The sequence below is a fragment of the Mesorhizobium sp. WSM4828 genome (assembly GCF_055811175.1).
On sequence record NZ_JBVVQK010000004.1, the window covers coordinates 118,981 to 135,581 of the forward strand.

General features: G+C 63.1%; 14 protein-coding genes. 5 read left to right on the forward strand and 9 right to left on the reverse strand.

Translation table 11 applies throughout. From position 1 onward, the window contains the following. Window positions 1-43: 43 nt before the first annotated feature. Window positions 44-1,234, forward strand: coding sequence for an NADH-quinone oxidoreductase subunit D (locus AC0L2X_RS06940; RefSeq protein WP_352564946.1), 1,191 nt, complete (start codon window positions 44-46; stop codon window positions 1,232-1,234). Between the two features lie 286 nt (window positions 1,235-1,520). On the opposite strand, the gene AC0L2X_RS06945 is transcribed toward AC0L2X_RS06940, so the two are convergent. After that, complete coding sequence (locus AC0L2X_RS06945) at window positions 1,521-1,952, reverse strand: hypothetical protein (RefSeq protein ID WP_352565160.1); 432 nt, start codon at window positions 1,950-1,952, stop codon at window positions 1,521-1,523. A gap of 268 nt (window positions 1,953-2,220) precedes the next feature. Between AC0L2X_RS06945 and AC0L2X_RS06950 the strand changes: the two genes are divergently transcribed. The 3 genes from AC0L2X_RS06950 to AC0L2X_RS06960 all read left to right on the forward strand — a co-directional run bounded on the left by AC0L2X_RS06950 (window position 2,221) and on the right by AC0L2X_RS06960 (window position 5,277). After that, window positions 2,221-3,396, forward strand: coding sequence for an HlyD family secretion protein (locus AC0L2X_RS06950; protein WP_473599477.1), 1,176 nt, complete (start codon window positions 2,221-2,223; stop codon window positions 3,394-3,396). Then, window positions 3,393-5,006 (forward strand): DHA2 family efflux MFS transporter permease subunit, encoded by a 1,614-nt coding sequence (locus tag AC0L2X_RS06955; protein ID WP_473599479.1) that lies wholly within the window; start codon window positions 3,393-3,395, stop codon window positions 5,004-5,006. The genes AC0L2X_RS06950 and AC0L2X_RS06955 overlap by 4 nt, the downstream gene beginning before the upstream one ends. Window positions 5,007-5,097: 91 nt before the next feature. After that, window positions 5,098-5,277, forward strand: a complete 180-nt coding sequence (locus AC0L2X_RS06960; protein WP_352664457.1) for a hypothetical protein — start codon at window positions 5,098-5,100, stop codon at window positions 5,275-5,277. A gap of 49 nt (window positions 5,278-5,326) precedes the next feature. Here AC0L2X_RS06960 and AC0L2X_RS06965 read toward each other — a convergent pair whose 3' ends face one another. Next, on the reverse strand, window positions 5,327-6,079 hold the full coding sequence (locus AC0L2X_RS06965) for a metallophosphoesterase family protein (protein WP_473599480.1): 753 nt from the start codon (window positions 6,077-6,079) through the stop codon (window positions 5,327-5,329). After that, window positions 6,072-6,884 (reverse strand): nucleotidyltransferase family protein, encoded by an 813-nt coding sequence (locus AC0L2X_RS06970; RefSeq protein WP_473599481.1) that lies wholly within the window; start codon window positions 6,882-6,884, stop codon window positions 6,072-6,074. Before AC0L2X_RS06970 ends, AC0L2X_RS06965 begins: the two co-directional genes overlap by 8 nt. A gap of 721 nt (window positions 6,885-7,605) precedes the next feature. On the opposite strand from AC0L2X_RS06970, the gene AC0L2X_RS06975 reads away from it, so the two are divergent. Then, complete coding sequence (locus AC0L2X_RS06975) at window positions 7,606-8,469, forward strand: hypothetical protein (protein WP_473599482.1); 864 nt, start codon at window positions 7,606-7,608, stop codon at window positions 8,467-8,469. 59 nt (window positions 8,470-8,528) lie between these two features. On the opposite strand, the gene amaB is transcribed toward AC0L2X_RS06975, so the two are convergent. From amaB to AC0L2X_RS07005, 6 genes are all read right to left on the reverse strand, one after another. Next, window positions 8,529-10,040 carry an L-piperidine-6-carboxylate dehydrogenase gene (amaB, locus tag AC0L2X_RS06980; RefSeq protein WP_473599483.1) on the reverse strand — a complete coding sequence of 504 codons (1,512 nt, stop codon included), beginning with the start codon at window positions 10,038-10,040 and terminating at the stop codon, window positions 8,529-8,531. A gap of 287 nt (window positions 10,041-10,327) precedes the next feature. Further along, window positions 10,328-11,602 carry an RNA polymerase sigma factor gene (locus AC0L2X_RS06985; RefSeq protein WP_473599485.1) on the reverse strand — a complete coding sequence of 425 codons (1,275 nt, stop codon included), beginning with the start codon at window positions 11,600-11,602 and terminating at the stop codon, window positions 10,328-10,330. Then, entirely contained in the window at window positions 11,599-11,973 is a 375-nt protein-coding gene (locus AC0L2X_RS06990) for a YciI family protein (RefSeq protein ID WP_292663532.1), read from the reverse strand. Before AC0L2X_RS06990 ends, AC0L2X_RS06985 begins: the two co-directional genes overlap by 4 nt. Before the next feature lie 84 nt (window positions 11,974-12,057). Continuing rightward, window positions 12,058-13,176 carry a DNA topoisomerase IB gene (locus tag AC0L2X_RS06995; protein ID WP_473599486.1) on the reverse strand — a complete coding sequence of 373 codons (1,119 nt, stop codon included), beginning with the start codon at window positions 13,174-13,176 and terminating at the stop codon, window positions 12,058-12,060. A gap of 118 nt (window positions 13,177-13,294) precedes the next feature. Beyond that, a complete protein-coding gene (locus AC0L2X_RS07000; protein ID WP_473599487.1) occupies window positions 13,295-14,179 on the reverse strand; it encodes a transglutaminase family protein in 885 nt (294 codons plus the stop codon). A gap of 7 nt (window positions 14,180-14,186) precedes the next feature. Further along, window positions 14,187-16,598 carry a circularly permuted type 2 ATP-grasp protein gene (locus AC0L2X_RS07005; RefSeq protein ID WP_473599488.1) on the reverse strand — a complete coding sequence of 804 codons (2,412 nt, stop codon included), beginning with the start codon at window positions 16,596-16,598 and terminating at the stop codon, window positions 14,187-14,189. Between the last annotated feature and the right edge of the window lie 3 nt (window positions 16,599-16,601).

A 16,601-nucleotide genomic window follows, 5' to 3' on the forward strand; every position in this document is an offset into this window, starting at 1 on the left:
TTCCGGCACGGAACCGAAGTCCGCCTGATCGCGGAGGACTGTCATGGCCGAGGCTGCAGTTCGCAACTTCACCATCAATTTCGGGCCACAACATCCCTCCGCTCACGGCGTGCTGCGGCTGGTGCTCGAACTCGACGGCGAGATCGTGGAACGCGCCGATCCCCATATCGGCCTGCTGCATCGCGGCACCGAAAAGCTCATCGAGTACAAGAACTACCTGCAGGCCTTGCCCTATTTCGACCGGCTCGACTACGTCGCGCCGATGAACCAGGAGCATGCATTCTGTCTCGCTGCCGAGAAGCTCCTCGAAATATCGGTTCCGAGACGCGGGCAGCTCATCCGCGTGCTTTTCTGCGAAATCGGCCGACTCTTGTCGCACCTCCTCAACGTCACCACGCAAGCCATGGACATCGGCGCGCTGACGCCGCCGCTCTGGGGTTTCGCCGAGCGCGAGAAGCTGATGGTCTTTTATGAGCGCGCGTCCGGTGCCCGCATGCACGCGAATTATTTCAGGGTCGGCGGCGTGCATCAGGATCTGCCGCCGGAACTCCTCGACGACATCTGGAAGTTCTGCGATCCGTTCCTCAAGGTCTGCGACAATCTCGACGAACTGTTGACCGAGAACCGCATTTTCAAGCAGCGCAATGTCGATGTCGGCGTGATCGGCCTCGATGATGCCTGGGCCTGGGGCTTTTCCGGCGTGATGGTGCGCGGATCGGGCGCGTCCTGGGACCTGCGCAAGGCGCAGCCATACGAATGCTATTCGGAGATGGATTTCGATATCCCGGTCGGCAAGCATGGCGACTGCTACGACCGCTATCTCGTCCGCATGGAGGAAATGCGCCAGTCGGTCCGGATCATGCGGCAATGTCTGGAAAAGTTGCGCTCACCAGAAGGTCAGGGGCCGGTTGCGATCCCGAACCACAAGATCACGCCGCCGCCGCGCGCCACGATGAAGCGCTCGATGGAAGCGACGATCCACCACTTCAAACTTTATACCGAAGGCATTCGCGTGCCGAGCGGTGAAGTCTATGCCGCCGTCGAGGCGCCGAAGGGCGAGTTCGGCGTCTACCTCGTGTCGGACGGAGGCAATGTTCCCTACCGGTGCAAGATCCGCGCACCTTCCTTCGCCCACCTGCAAGCGATGGATTTCCTGTCCCGAGGCCATATGATCGCCGACGTTGCCGCGATCATCGGCTCGCTCGACATCGTGTTCGGAGAAATCGACCGCTAGTTTAGCCAGGTCGCAGGATCTTCCCCGATCGCAGGATCATTCGTCGTTAGTAGCCGCGCAGGCAGGCCTGGACGGCGCTCGAACGCCCGTCCGGCGATGGCCCTCAATTGCGGCAGGCCAACCCAAATTCTCGCATCAAAGACAGACGCATGGCCGCGACAAGGCGCAGCCAAGCGTCGAGGAGTTTCACAATCTGCGCGGCCTGACGGGGCACGAGCCCTTCCAAGTTCGGAAGCGCTCTCCACGGCGCGGAAAGAACGCGTGTTCCGCCGTTCCTCGTACCGCGTCAATGCACGATCAAGCCCTTCATCCAGGCAACAAATCTGTTGCCGCGAACTATCCCGCGCACCCTGGCAGCGGCCCATCTCGCTTGCATCGTAGCGCCGACATGGCAATGGCAGACGATTTGGTGCAACTGCCGGTCGCTCAGTTCGAAGAAGCGCTTTGCCTCACCATAGGTATCATCGCTGAGGCCCATGGCACGCAGAACCGGATCCTCGAAGGCGACAGTGAGCGGCGTCCCAGCGCCACGCGATCTGTCGCGCGCTTCCCTGTTCATATATTCGGTGCCTGGAAGCGCCCCAAGGCATCGCGTCGGGTTTTGTTCGAGAAGTTCCGCCCAACGTTCAATCCGCTGGGTTCGGCTCATCGCCGGATACGCCGCGAAGGACTCAACTTCCGCGACGGCCTGCAGTTGGTCGAGTGTTTGATGTTTCATGGTCGGCTCCTGTCGACAGGTGAATTCGCCCACGCCTATATGAGCAATTATCGCGCCGTCGAGCGCTGACAAGGCCGGACCGCCGCAACATGAGGCGTACGGATCACCTGCCCGGTGAAGCGGCGCTCGAATTCCAACGCGCCCCCGCCTGTGTTCGATGTCGACCCGTTAACCGAACCCGGTTCCAGACAGGAACTTTTGCGGAAGCTTGCCGTTTGGCTTTGCGTCCGCTTCGGCGGCTGCAATATCAGTCTTGAAAGCAATTCCATTGGACACGAAGCCTCAACGCGTCGAGCAAGACGTCGAGCCTGTAAATGAAACCCGGGAGCAACCGGCTCCGGTTCGAGAATCTCGTGAGCGATCGGCAGAGCCCCGGCAGGAAAAACCCGACGGGAACGCCTCGCAACGAAAGGCCGGTCTGCTCGGCTTTCCCAGGCGCCATCCCTATGCGGCTGCAGCCATCGCGCTTGCGCTGTTGCTCGTCGCGGCAGGCATCGCGATCTGGTGGCTGAACGCTCGCCAGTACGAATCGACCGACGACGCCTTCATTGACGCCCGCACGGTGACGATCGGCGCTCAAATAGCCGGCCGCATTACCGAGCTGGCGGTTACCGACAATCAGCATGTACAGGCGGGCGATGTCCTCCTGCGTATCGACGACAGCGACTATCAGGCAAACCTGAAGCAGGCCGACGCCGGCGTCGCCGCGGCCGAGGCCGAAATCGTCAATGTCGCCGCCCAGATCGAGGCTCAAAACGCAAAGGTGAACGCTGCCCAGAGGCAGGTTGCACAGGGCAAGGCAGCGCTGGATTTTGCCAAGGCCGAGGATCAACGCAATCGTGAACTCCTGGCCAGGGGCACGGCAACGCAACAGCAGGCGCAGCAGGCGGCATCGACGTTGCGTCAGGACCAGGCCGCGCTGGACAGCGCCGAGGCCAATGTCGCCTCGGCAAAAAGCCAGGTTTCGGTCTTGCAGGCACAGGCCAGGAGCGCCGAGGCGCAGCTCGATCAGGCCAAGGCCAGCCAGGAGCAAGCCCGCACGACGCTGTCGCGCACGACTATCACAGCACCCGCAGCCGGGCGGGCAACGAGCATTTCGGCCGCTGACGGAACCTACGCCCAACCCGGCCAGGTATTGATGATGTTCGTTCCCGACGAGGTCTGGGTGAAGGCCAATTTCAAGGAGACGCAGCTCGACCTGATGCGGCAGGGACAGCCGGTCGACATCGACATCGACGCCTACCCGGACAAATCCTTCCATGGCCGCGTCGACAGCATCCAGGCCGGCAGCGGCACCGCCTTCAGCCTCCTGCCGGCTGAAAATGCCACCGGCAATTACGTCAAGGTGGTGCAGCGCGTGCCGGTCAAGATCGTCTTCGACAAGCCGCCGGATGTGCTTCTCGGTCCAGGCCTGTCGGTGGTGCCGACGGTCAAGGTGCGATGAGCGGCGAAACCGCCAGAAATCAGGGCGAAAGCCGATCCGCCGCCGGGACACGCAATCCCTGGCTTATCGCCATCGTCGTCTCCATCGCGACTTTCATGCTGGTGCTGGACACCTCGATCGCCAATGTCGCCCTGCGCAACATCGCCGGCAGCCTGGTGGCCGGAATTGATGAAAGCACCTGGGTGATTACCACCTATCTCGTTGCCAACTCGGTGGTCATCCCAGTCAGCGGCTGGCTGGCAAGCGTCATCGGCCGCAAGCGCTACTACATGCTCTGCGTGGCGACCTTCACCGTCGCGTCGCTGCTATGCGGACTGGCGCCCAACCTGGAACTGCTCATCCTGTTCAGGGTCCTTCAGGGCCTCGGCGGCGGCGGTATGGCGCCAAGCGAGCAATCGATCCTTGCCGACACCTTTCCGCCTGAAAAGCGCTCGCAAGCCTTCGCACTTTACGGCATTGCCGTCATCGTCGCACCGACGGTCGGGCCGACGATCGGCGGCTGGCTGACAGACCATTTCTCCTGGCACTGGATCTTCTTCATCAACGTGCCGTTCGGCATCCTGTCGCTGGCCCTGGTGCAATGGCTGGTGGTCGAACCGGACGTCCTCGAACGCGAACGCAAGGAACGGCTGAAAGGCGGCCTGAAGATCGACGGGGTCGGCTTCGTCCTGGTGGCGATAGCCTTGGGGTGCCTGGAGATATTTCTCGATCGGGGCCAGCGCTACGATTGGTTCGCCTCGGATTTCATCACCACTTTCGCAGTGATTTCCGCGATCGCGTTCCTGCTGCTTATCCCATGGGAACTCAGTCGCAGCGATCCGGTCGTCGACATGCGCCTATTGTTCACGCGCCAGTTCGGCACGGCCTTCCTGGTCATGATGGCGGTCGGTGCAATCCTGTTCAGCACCACCCAGATCGTGCCGCAGCTGCAGCAGACGACATTTGCCTACACCGCGACGCTCTCGGGCCTTTCGATGATGCCGGGCGGCATCGCCATGCTGATCTTGATGCCGGTGTCCGGATTTGTAGGCAGCATCGTGCAGCCTAAATACCTGATCATGATGGGCATGTCGGTGGTCGCAGTGGCACTTTGGCATATGACCTCGCTTACCCCGGACGCCAGCTTCCGCTTCTTTGCCTTTGCCCGTGTTTTCCTGATGGTCGGACTGCCGTTCCTGTTCATTCCCATCTCGACCGCGGCCTATGTTGGCCTGCCCCCGCAGAAGACCAACCAGGCATCGGCGCTGATCAACGTTGCACGCAATATCGGCGGCAGCATCGGCGTCTCGCTGTCCAACACCGTCATTGCGCAAAGCTCCCAGATCCATCAATCGAACCTGGTCGGCCACACCGTGCAATCGTCGCCCGCCTATCAGCAGGCGCTTCGGCAGGCGACCGATCATTTCGTCGCCCAGGGTTCGCCGATGGTCGAGGCGAAGCAGCAGGCGATCGGCTGGCTTGGTCAGTTGATCGCCCGCCAGGCCACGCTGCTCGCCTATGTCGATGTCTTCCGCTACTGCGCGGTGGCAACCGCCCTGCTGGTTCCGCTGGCGCTGCTGCTGCGGTCAAGCAAGTCGGGCGGCAGCCAGCCGAATCCCGAAATGGGCTGACCGGCAAGTGCGACGTTGTGGTTCCAAGAACGAGGAAGCCGGGAACCAGCTGACCCGTTGCGTTGTTCTGCGCCAAGAGGAGATGACTACGATGGCCACTATTCCCACACCCGAGCCAACACCGACCCCGGTGCCACCGCCTCCCATCCCCGATCCCAAGCCCGTGCGTGAGCCGGACCCCGACAGGCTCCCCGACGAGGATCCCGTTCCCAACCCGGATGAAAACGACATTCCACCGAAGCGGATGGCTGTTACCCGGCAATTGCCGTGATCGTTCTGCAGTGTGCACTGACGATTGCTTGCGCCAGTGGCGCCGCCTGTCAGATTTCGAGCATGGCGTAGGGGCGGCCGGTCGGCTTGGCGACGTGCATGGCAACGTTATAGACCGGCGCTCCGCCCGGCGTGCGGCCCTCGTAGGCGCCGCGATGCGCATGACCATGCACCACCGCGCTGACCTGGAACCGGTCTATCGTCTCGGCCAGGCGTGACGAACCGAGAAACGGGAAGATCTCCAGCGGTTCGCCTTCGACCGTCTCGACGACAGGCGCGTAGTGCAGAACGACAAGCGTGCGTTTGGCGCGGACCTGTCGCATCGCGTTTTCAAGCCGCATCGCTTCGTTCACGCTTTCCGCCACCATCGACTTGATCGCCGGTTCGCCGAAGGAGCCGAGCATGCGCGAGCCAAACCCGCCAACGAAACCCTTGACCCCCACGAACCCGACTTCGTGAATCTCTGTCGCCTCGCCGTCGAGCAGGTGAACGCCCGCCTGGCGCAGGATGTCGGTGACCTGCTCGACGGCGCCTGACTCATAGTCGTGGTTGCCAAGTACGGCGACGACCGGGATCGTGCAGGCACGCAGTTCCTCGGCAAGGATTTCGGCCTCCCGAGGCTTGCCGAGATTGGTAAGGTCACCCGTCAGCACGAGAACCTGGGCTTCACGCGACATCTCGCCGAAAAGATCGCGGTACGAGGCCTGGTCTTCCTTGCCGACATGCAGATCGCCAATGGCGGCGACTTTGAGTGCGCTGACGTTTTCCGCCTTTGCCGAAGCAGTTTCGAGCTCGTCAGCCATTGCTATGTTCTCCTTCACCGCCGACGTCGGCAAAGCCCCAGTCCTTGACGTCGATCTCATAGTCGGTTCGTGAAAGCATGCGCCCACGGCAGATTTTCATCCGGGAAGGTGGCAATTCGCGCTGCTTGGCCAGCCGGTCAAGCAGCTCGTCGAGCAGCCAGGCGGGTACGCGGCCCCGCTCCGACGGATAGATCCATCGGAAGTTCAAGAGATGCATCAGCAGGACTTCCCAATGAACTTCCATGTAGGAAAGCAGCCTTTGCCAGTCGATCTGGTCGTGCGTCTTGAGGATGGTGTGCGAAACGTCGGCGCCATCGTGGCGGCCGCGGTCCTGGATGAAACATTTGGACCAGACAAGCTCGGTGGGACCGATGATCCGCACCTGGCTGCCCAGCAATTCGCCCTGACGGGCGTGCTCCAGCCACTGGTCGTCGACCGGCATTGTGCCGTTCATCGAGGCGAAAATGACGTCGAAAAAATGCGTCCCCTTGAACACTTTGCCAAGCCACCGGTCGTCCTCGACGACGACGGCGTAACCGATCCGCTTGAAATGGGCGAGGATGCGCGGGCAGTCGCCGGCCTTGCAGAAAATGTCGAGATCCTTGGTCTGGCGGGTGATCCCGGTATAGGCGCTTACGGCATAGGTGCCGGCGACGAGAAAGGGGATGCCGGTCGCGACCAGCTCGCGGATCGCTTCGATATAAAAGACCTCCGCTTCGGCATTGCGAAGCGTCGGGGCGGCCTTTGGATCGACCGACGGGACAGATGCCGGGATAGCGCTTTCCGGTGGGGGATTGATGATCATAAGCAAAGGCTCCTGGCCCGGCAGACCAGCAGCCGCCTGTATCTAATAGCCAAGCATGCCCGATGGTTCCGCCGTTGCGCGCCACTGCCGCTCTTGCCTTCCGCATCAGGTGGGACGCGCCGCCGTGGCAGGCCTTCCAAGAGCTCATGGCCGTCGGCTGCGGCCACAGTGCCAAAAAGACATGTGGGCGGTCATTTTTGACGTCAAGATCGCAGCGCGGTCACCCTCAGGCGCGCCGAGGCGGAGTAGGCCCGCTATCATCCTCGGGTTCGGACAGGATTGGCTTCAACATGGTTCCCGAGCTGTCGGAGGCGCTGCGCACCCGGCGCAACAGCCACTTGAGCGCACGCGGCCAGACCGACGCTGTTTGCCGGAAAGCTGCGGGCGGCGTGGCGAAAAGGCCATTCTCCATTTTGTAGTTCCTCACTGTCTCGGTCCAATCAGCGTTCTTCAACGAGCAAAACTGGTGTTGGTTCCGCGTCGCCGTCGGGGAACGCCGGCTGGCCAGGCGAAGCCACCATTATGGCTTCGAGCAGGCTAGTCTCGTGCGGCAAGATCAGCGCCTCGCGAGATCAGGTCCTCGGCGACCCCAGTCGAGGAATTCAGCTGCCAACCGGCGGGATTCAGCTGGTATCCTGATACGTCGGCTCTGGACACGGTCCGCGAAGGCTGAAATTGTCACCGGTATTTCCAGTTGCAAATTTGGTTGGGCTCGGCGGGGATGGCGCTGGTTTCTGAAGACATTGCCAGCCATCCGGCATTGCGTCGGCATGTCCAGGCTCAGTCGCGAACGCTGCTCCAGACCTATGAAGCGAACCCGCGGCTGGCCTCCGTATTCGCCACCCAACAACGTTGGCTGATGGCCCATATCGGCCTTGCCCTGTATTTCGATCGAGAGCCGGACGATCATCGCAAGGGACTTACGTCCGCACGGTTCATGGACGATACCTGCCGGCATTCGGTGGCCAGCCGCAACACCGCCGACGCCTTCCTGAAGGAGATGCTGCATTACGGCTTCATCCGGCATCTGCCGATTAAATACGGGCGCATCCGCCCGTTTGAGCCGGCCGCGGGCACTCTGGAGACGATTGCCGGCTGGGTCATGGCCCATCTGAAAACGCTGGACAGCCTGGACGGTGGATCTCGACTGGCTGCATTCGTCGCACAACCGGACGTGCTCGCCAAATTGCAGCCATTGGTGGCCGACGGCCTGCTTTCGTCGCATGCCGTGCGCGAGCCAAGACAGACTTTTTCCTTGTTCACCTGGCTCGACAATGGCGGCATCGTCATGGATTGGCTGATGTCCGGCGTCGATCCCGATCATGCCGACCTGGACCGAATTCCGACCGGTGTCGTCTCAATCGGGGATTTCGCGAACTGGCTCAAGCTTTCCCGGACTCACCTGTCGCGCAAATTGCGCGATGCCGAGGAACTCGGCAGCATCGGCTGGCTGGGCCAGCGCGGTCATTCGGTCATGTGGGTGTCGAGCGAGTTCTATCAGGAATACATGACCGCCCAAGCGGTCAAGCTCGCCATCATCGATGCAGCCTTCGACGATTGTGTTGTAACTTCCGAAGCCAGCTGAACAGCGAGTCGAACGCCTTCGTCGCGGTGTTGGCGCCACCGCGACGAAGGTCCGGCATTTCAATCGATGTCGAACGACACGCCCTGCGCAAGCGGCAGCGCCTTGGAGTAGTTCACCGTATTGGTGGCACGCCGCATATAAGCCTTCCAGGCATCGGAGCCGCTCTCGCGGCCGCCGCCGGTCTCCTTCTCGCCACCGAAGGCACCGCCGATCTCGGCCCCTGACGTGCCGATATTGACGTTGGCGATACCGCAGTCCGATCCGTCGACGCTAAGAAAGCGCTCGGATTCCTGCAGGTCGCGGGTAAAGATCGACGATGACAGCCCCGCTCCCACCGCATTGTGTTCTTCCAGCACGGCGTCGAAGTCCGTATATTTCATCACATAGAGGATGGGCGCGAAGGTCTCCTCCGTCACCGGCGAAACCTGCCGCGGCATTTCGACCAGCGCCGGACGCACATAGTAGGCCTCGGGATGGCCGTTCTCGACCCGCATTCCACCGGTTATCTTACCGCCATGCGAAGCCGCCTCCTCCAGCGCCTTCTGCATATTCTCGTAGGCAGCCTTGTCGATCAGCGGGCCGACCAGAGCGCTTGTCTCCAGCGGATTGCCCACCGAGACGCTTTCATAGGCCTTCCTTAACCGCGGCAGCAAAGCATCATAGACGCTCTCATGCACGAACAGGCGCCTGAGCGTCGTGCAGCGCTGGCCGGCCGTGCCCATGGCGCCGAAGGCGATGGCGCGGAGCGCCATGTCCAGATCGGCCGTCGGGCAGACGATGCCGGCATTGTTGCCGCCGAGCTCCAGCACGGCACGGGCAAAGCGCTTCGCCAGCCGCGGTCCGACGTCCCTGCCCATGCGCGTCGAGCCGGTCGCCGAGACCAGCGGCACCCTGGGATGATCGACTAGAATCTCGCCGACGGCGCGATCGCCGATCAGAACCGGCGCCAGCCCCTTCGGCGCATCGCCGAAACGTTCTGCTGCACGCTTGAAGATCGCTTCGCAGGCGAGCGCCGTCAGCGGTGTCTTCTCGGACGGCTTCCACACCACCGCGTCGCCGCAGACCAGCGCAAGTGCCGCGTTCCACGACCACACCGCGACCGGGAAATTGAAAGCCGAGATGACGCCGACGACGCCGAGCGGATGCCAGGTTTCCATCATGCGATGACCGGGGCGCTCGGTGGCGATCGTCAAGCCGTACAACTGCCGGGAGAGGCCGACGGCGAAATCGCAGATGTCGATCATCTCCTGCACTTCGCCAAGACCCTCGGACGGGATCTTGCCGACTTCGATCGATACCAACCGGCCAAGCTCGGCCTTGTGCGCGCGCAATTCCTCGCCGAGCAGCCGTACCAGCTCGCCACGCTTGGGCCCCGGCACTTGCCGCCACGCCAGGAAAGCCTTGTGCGCATTGTCGATGGTCGTCGTCGCATCGGCCGGCGAGATGGTCTTCAGCGCGGCGATCTGCTCGCCGGTCACCGGGCTGCGCACGATGAGGTCGCCGCCCGTAAGCGCGCCCTCGGCAACGCCCAGTTTCGCCAGAAGCCCGGCCGTTTCCTTCGCAATCGTCATTTCGTTTCGTCCCTTTCAGATCCCGTGGCTCATATGGCGTCGGTCCAAGCTTTTCGCCATACCGGTTTCCTGCCGGCCGGCACACCAGGCGCTGTCATGGCGTGGCATTACGCGTTTCAGGGAGAAATCGCCACCCCGGCATGGTCCAAGCCGGCGTCCGACTGTTGAACCAGCCAGATAGAGCGAATTAGAGCAATTCCAGGAAAAGTGTGAACGGTTTTCCGTCCGGAATTGCGTCAAAACAAAGAGATAGAGCGCTTCACCGTTTCTGTGAAACGTGAAGCGCTCTAGTGTGCCGTCTTGGCGGTTTCCCGCACGGCACTTTCTTTCATCAGCCGGTCGATATGCATGCGGATATGCGCTGCCTCGGCGGCCGTATTGGCAAGCGCGATGGCGCGGTCGAAAGCGACGCGCGCCTCCTCGCCGCGGCCAAGCTGCATCAGCAGTCCGCCCTTGAGGCCGAAGAAATGGAAATAGCCGGAAAGCCTTCCCTCCAGCGGCTCGATCATGGCGAGTGCGGCTTCCGGTCCACGCACCTTGGAGACCGCGACGGCGCGGTTGAGCGTCACCACCGGCGACGGCTGCATCTGCTCGAGCAGGCCGTAGAGCAGGTCGATCTCGTTCCAGTCCGTGTCCTCGGGCTTTTCCGCCCGCGCATGCAGTGCGGCGATCGCCGCTTGCACCTGGTAGGGACCGGGCTTGCGATGGCGCAACGCCTTGTCGACCAGCGCCAGGCCCTCATCGATCATCTTGCGGCTCCACAGGCTGCGGTCCTGATCCTCGAGCAGCACGATCTCGCCGTTCTCGTCGAAGCGGGCAGGCGAGCGTGCATGCTGCAGCAGCAACAGCGCCGTCAGCCCCATGATCTCCGGCTCGGTCTGGAACAGCCTGAGCAGCAGGCGGGCCAGCCGGATCGCCTCTTCGCAAAGCGGCGCACGCGCCGCAGCCTCGCCGCTGTTGCTGGAATAACCTTCGTTGAAGATCAGGTAGACCATGGCGGCGACGGCGGCGAGCCGTTCGGAGCGCTCGACCGCTCCCGGCGTCTCGAACGGCACCCCGGCGTCGGCGATACGCGCCTTGGCGCGCGTGATACGCTGCTCCATGGCGCTTTCACCGACGAGGAAGGCGCGGGCGATCTGCTTGACCGTCAGGCCGGAGACGATGCGCAACGCCACCGCGATCTGCTGTGTGGCCGGCAGGTCGGGATGGCAGCAGATAAACAGCAGCCGCAAAATATCGTCGCGGTAATGCGCCCCGTCCAGCCGCTCGGCGACGTCGCTCTCGGCATCTTCCAGATCGGAGATCTGGTCTTCCTCCGGCAGCGGCGCCTGCTTGGCGCGCTTGCGCACCGCATCGATGCCGCTGTTGCGGCCGACGAAGATCAGCCAGGCTGCCGGATCGCGCGGCGGACCGTTTTTCGGCCAGTTGTTCAGTGCCCTCAGGCAGGCGTCCTGGAATGCTTCCTCCGCCGCGTCGAGGTCGCGGAAGTAGCGCAGCAATGCCCCCATCACCTGCGGGCGAGCGGTGCTGATTGCCGTGCTGATCCAGGCGAGTTCGGTCATGCGGAAACCTTGGCGGGATTGAAGAGCGAGACCGGCCGGATTTCATAGGAGCCGCCGCTCGGGTTGACCTCGGAAAGCTCGCGCGCGAAGTCGACGGCCTCATCGAGGTCGGCGCATTCGAGCGTGTAGAAGCCGAGGAACTGTTCCTTGGTTTCGGCAAACGGGCCGTCGATGACGATCGATTCGCCCTTGACCTTCCTCAGCGTCGTCGCCGCGGTCGTCGGCAAGAGCCGCGCCACTGGGCCAAGGCGGCCCGCCTGGGCATATTTTTCCTGCACGCCGATAAGCTTTTCCATGACGGCATCGTCCTGCTCCTTGCTCCAGGAGCAGACGACGTCTTCAGAGGCATAGCAGAGGATCGCGTAGAGCATGGGTCGTCCTTTTCTTTATCAAAGGACGAAACACTAGGACCGATGCCGACATGGCGTCGACAAAAAAATACGCTCCGTCCGGCGTCATTCCCTCGCCTTCAGCCATCTCAAGACCAAGGCCTCCTCGTCGTCGAGCCCGGCGATCGAGCGCTGGCCTTTGTTGGCATCCGCCATTTCGTCGAGCAGCCGTCCTTCGGACCAGGCGCGGAACACTTCCGGATGGATGTAGCATTGGCGACAAACCGCGCGTGTGTTGCCAAGCCGCTCGGCAACCTTGTCGATGATGCTGTTCATCGCCCTTTTTTGCTGCGCCTGGCTTTCCGGACGTTCGGTTTGCGCAAACAGCGACGCCGCATGGATGGTGCCGCCCCAGGTTCTGAAATGCTTGGAGCTGAACTCCGCTCCGGCGTTCTCCCTGATATAGCGGTTGACGTCGTCTGAGCGCACCGGACGCCTGTTTCCATCCTCGTCGAGATACTGGAACAGTTTTTGGCCCGGCAGGTCCTGCGCTCCCCGGACGACCTTGGCAATCCGGCGATCGACAAGCTTCAATCTCCATTCCTTGCCGGATTTGCCGATGAAGGCGAAGCGCAGGCTCGAGCCCTTGATGTCGACATGGCGGTCGCGCAGCGTGGTCAGCCCAAAACTCTTGTTGTCGCGGGCATAGGCGGCATTGCCGACACGGATCATCGTGTTGTCGAGCAGCCAGACGATAGCCGCCACGACGCGTTCCAGCGGCAGGCCGTGACGGCGCAGATCGGCGTCGATCTGCCGCCGCAGTTCGGGCAGGCTCTCGGCGAAGGCGATCAGGCTCGAATATTTGACGCCGTCACGCTCCTCCGCCCAGTGCTGATGATAGCGGTATTGTTTGCGTCCGCGCTGGTCCCGACCGGTCGCCTGGATGTGACCGTCGGCATCTGGCGAGATCCAGACATCCGTCCAGGCCGGTGGAATGGCAAGCGCCTTGATGCGTGCCAGCGCCTCCCCGTCGACAATCCGCCCGTCGGGTCCTTTGTACGAGAACCCCTTGCCCGAACGCAGCCGGCGAATACCGGGTTCAGTGTCGGTGACATAGTTGAGCGAGGCCCGAACGGCCGAGGCTTGCGCGCCGTTCTCCAGCGCTGCGTTCTGCGGCACCCCGTTCCTTGGTGCAGCTTTCCTCACAGCCGATTGGCCAGACGACGACCCGGATTTGTCCAGCATGTCCTCTCCACGGAATTTCCGTAGATAAGCCGCTTGCCGGCTGCAGGTTCCAACGCCTCTTGATCTCTTGGTCCCAGGACAGCCTATCGACGTCGCCGTGCAGCGAAGACGTGCGTCCTCACGCCTTTTCGAGCACGACCGGAATGACGTCGACCGCTTGCTCGCCGACTTGTCCACCAGTGGTTTTCAGCACGCCGACGATCGGCGCCACATCGGAGTAGTCGCGGCCATAGCCAACCGTGATATGGTCGTTGCTTGCCCGCATGCCATTGGTTGGATCGAATTCCTGCCAGCCGGCATCGCGCCCGCACCACACCTTGACCCAGGCGTGCATGGCGTCGGCGCCTTCGAGCCGCGGCTTCCCGCGCGGCGGAATGGTGCGCAGGAATCCGCTGACATAACCGGCGGGAATGCCTAGGCCGCGCAGGCCGGCGATCATGATGTGGGAAAAATCCTGGCAGACGCCGCGCCTCAGGCCGAAGGCGTCGCTGGCCCGCGTCTGCACTGTGGTCGCCTCGCCGTCATAGGTGAAATCGCGGTGAATGCGGTTGCACAGAGCCATGGCCGTGCCGACCGTCGAACTGCCGGCACTGCCTTTGGCATAGGCAGTGATTGCCGCGTCGATGCCGGCATGATCGCTGGCGGCCAGAAAGTGATGCGGCGAAGCTGGCGCCAGCGAGTGCACTGCGCCGAGTTCTTCCCTCAGCCGGCGTATATCCGGCGATACGTCGAGCCCGGGTTCCGGCCGCGATACCGAAACACGCGCGCTCATCCTGATGTCGAGCGCATCATGCGCGTCCCGAAAGGCGATCGAGGTGACACTGTTGCCGAAAAAATCGGAAAAGTCGGAACGTTCGCTGGGCGCCGGCACAAAAGACAGTGAAGCGGCGATGACGCGCTGCACGCCAGGGATGGTCGGCGGCAGCACACGCACCTGATGGCGGCCGCCGCCGGCCGCCGCATCATAATCGTAACGCAGGTGAAGCCTGATGTCGTAGAGCATGCCGTCTCTATCCGAAATAGGCTTTGGCGAGGCTGTTGTAGAGCCCGCCGATTTCATTGGCGAGATCGCCGAGGGCCTTGGCCGTCATGTCCGAGGGCTCCTTGATGGCGATCGACGTGTTGAGTTGCAGAATCTCCTTGGCCGCCGGCGACATATGGCCTTCAGCGCCGACAGCGGGCAGCAGCGCGATTTCGGCCCTCAGCCGTTCGAGCTGGAAAAGGATTGAGCGCGGGTTGAGCGGATCGAGTGCCAGAAGATCGACCACCGTGCGCCGTCCCGCCTGCACCGGATATTGCCGACGGTGGGTCATGACGCTGTCGCCGATCTCCAGCATCATGTCGAGCGCACCTTCCGGCGCCTCGGCTCTGGTCAGCCGGGCGAGCGTGCGGGCGATCTGGATGCCGCGTTCGAGCCTGCGGCCGATTTCCAAGAAACGCCAGCCGGCAAAGCGGTACATGTTTTCGTGCAGCAGGCCGGAAAACCCGGCCAGCTTGCGCAGGATGACCGTCATCGCCCTTGTCGCGTCGTCGCCCGGCGCCACTGTCGCGGCAAATTGATGGATGGTCTTCGACAGATCCTTCAATGCCAGCCAGCCATCGGGCGAGAAGCGGTCGCGGATCTGCCCGGCGCTGTAGACGGCGCTGTCCAGCGTGCCGATGAGCCCCAGTGGAATTGCCGTCTCGACGTCGATGCCGAACGGCGCGAGATAGTCGCTGATATCGGCGAGCAGCGGCATCTCGGGATCGGATGTCTCGGCCAGCCGCACATGGTAGGCGCGCAGGATGCGCACCGTGTCTTCCGACCGCTCGATATAGCGGCCGAGCCATGTCAGGTTCTCAGCCGCGCGGCTGGGCAGGCTGCCCGGCAAGGTTCGGGTGAAGCTGTCGTGCTCCTGCGGCAGCAGCGTCTCGCGCTCCACCGGCCTGTCGCTGACCACCCACACATCCGCCGCCTGGCCGCCGCGCTGCATGGCGATGGCCGTCGGGTCGAGCGAAAAGCCGACACGGGCAAAGCCGCCCGGCATCACCGTCCAGCCTTCCGGCGTCCGCGCCAGATAGACGCGCAGGCTTGCCGGCCGCGGCTCCAGCCAGCCGCCGACATAGACAGGCGTCGTCGACAGCGTCACCGCTTCCTGTCCGACGAAGTCGCCGCCGTCCCGTTCGATCCTGGCGACCAGTTCGGCCCGTTCCTCGACCGACAGCGCCGACCCGAGCTTGGTCGAGCCGTCGTCCTCGAAGGCAAGCCGCGTCGACAGCGCGGGGCCGATCACCATGCTGTCGATATTGGCGAGCACATGCTCGCGCTCCGCCTCCTGCCCGCACCACCATGTCGCGACGGTCGGCAGCAGCAGTTCCTCGTTGCGCAGGGCGCGCGAGATCTTCGGCAGGAAGGCGAGCAGCGCGCGTGTCTCCATCAGGCCGGAGCCCAGTGCATTGACGGCCGAAACCGCCCCTTGCCGAACCGCTTCGACCAGCCCCGGCGTGCCGATCTGCGAGTCCGGCCGCAATTCGAGCGGATCGGCGAAGGCGGCGTCGAGCCGCCGCCACAAGACGCTCACCGGCATCAGCCCCGAAACCGTGCGCACCATCAGCCTGCCGCCCGAGACGGTCAGGTCCTCGCCCTCGAGCAGCATGATGCCGAGATAGCGGGCGATATAGGCATGTTCGTAGTAGGTTTCGTTCAGCGGTCCCGGCGTCAGGATGGCGACACGGCCGCCGGCTTGCTTGGCCATGCCGATCAGCGCATCGCGGAAGCGGCGGAAGAAGCCGGCCAGGCGATGCACATGCATTTCGCCGTAAATGTCGGACAACGCCCTTGTGGTGGCGACGCGGTTCTCCAGCGCAAAGCCGGCGCCCGACGGCGCCTGTGTGCGGTCGCCAAGCACCCACCAGCGGCCGTCCGGGCCACGACCGAGCTCGAAGGCGCAGAAATGCAGGAAATGGCCGCTGGCCGGCCTGGTGCCGACGACCGGCCGCAAATATTCGGGGCTGGCCGCGATCAATCCGGCCGGCAGAATGCCTTTCTCGACCAGCCGGTTCGGCCCGTAAATGTCGGCGATGGTCTCCTCGAACAGATCGGCGCGCTGGACCAGGCCGGCGCTGATGGCAGCCCATTCCTGCTCCTCGATCAGCAGCGGCACATGCGCCAGCGGCCATTCCCGCTCATTGGCGCCGGCCTTGTCGTAGACGCGGTAATAGACGCCGGCATCGCGCAGGTACTGGTCGGCGCGGGCAAAGCGCTGCGCAAGCTTTTCCGGACCCAGTTCCTCCAGCGCCTCGATGAAGTGGCGCCAGGCTGGCCGCGGATTGCCCGACGCATCGACCATCTCGTCGACGACGCCGTCGATCGGCTGGTAGTGCTCCAGCAGACTGTGGGTCTGCGGCTTGCTTCGCAGCTTTCTGTGATTCCCCTTCGCCATGGC

Excerpts from the sequence above, each read along its gene's own strand:
- AC0L2X_RS07000 (WP_473599487.1), bottom strand. The coding sequence starts at position 14,179 with ATGCTCTACGACATCAGGCTTCACCTGCGTTACGATTATGATGCGGCG.
- AC0L2X_RS06965 (WP_473599480.1), bottom strand. The coding sequence starts at position 6,079 with ATGGCTGACGAGCTCGAAACTGCTTCGGCAAAGGCGGAAAACGTCAGC.
- AC0L2X_RS06940 (WP_352564946.1), top strand. The coding sequence starts at position 44 with ATGGCCGAGGCTGCAGTTCGCAACTTCACCATCAATTTCGGGCCACAA.
- AC0L2X_RS06955 (WP_473599479.1), top strand. The coding sequence starts at position 3,393 with ATGAGCGGCGAAACCGCCAGAAATCAGGGCGAAAGCCGATCCGCCGCC.
- AC0L2X_RS06975 (WP_473599482.1), top strand. The coding sequence starts at position 7,606 with ATGGCGCTGGTTTCTGAAGACATTGCCAGCCATCCGGCATTGCGTCGG.
- AC0L2X_RS06985 (WP_473599485.1), bottom strand. The coding sequence starts at position 11,602 with ATGACCGAACTCGCCTGGATCAGCACGGCAATCAGCACCGCTCGCCCG.
- AC0L2X_RS06960 (WP_352664457.1), top strand. The coding sequence starts at position 5,098 with ATGGCCACTATTCCCACACCCGAGCCAACACCGACCCCGGTGCCACCG.
- amaB (WP_473599483.1), bottom strand. The coding sequence starts at position 10,040 with ATGACGATTGCGAAGGAAACGGCCGGGCTTCTGGCGAAACTGGGCGTT.
- AC0L2X_RS06970 (WP_473599481.1), bottom strand. The coding sequence starts at position 6,884 with ATGATCATCAATCCCCCACCGGAAAGCGCTATCCCGGCATCTGTCCCG.
- AC0L2X_RS06990 (WP_292663532.1), bottom strand. The coding sequence starts at position 11,973 with ATGCTCTACGCGATCCTCTGCTATGCCTCTGAAGACGTCGTCTGCTCC.
- AC0L2X_RS06945 (WP_352565160.1), bottom strand. The coding sequence starts at position 1,952 with ATGAAACATCAAACACTCGACCAACTGCAGGCCGTCGCGGAAGTTGAG.
- AC0L2X_RS06995 (WP_473599486.1), bottom strand. The coding sequence starts at position 13,176 with ATGCTGGACAAATCCGGGTCGTCGTCTGGCCAATCGGCTGTGAGGAAA.
- AC0L2X_RS07005 (WP_473599488.1), bottom strand. The coding sequence starts at position 16,598 with ATGGCGAAGGGGAATCACAGAAAGCTGCGAAGCAAGCCGCAGACCCAC.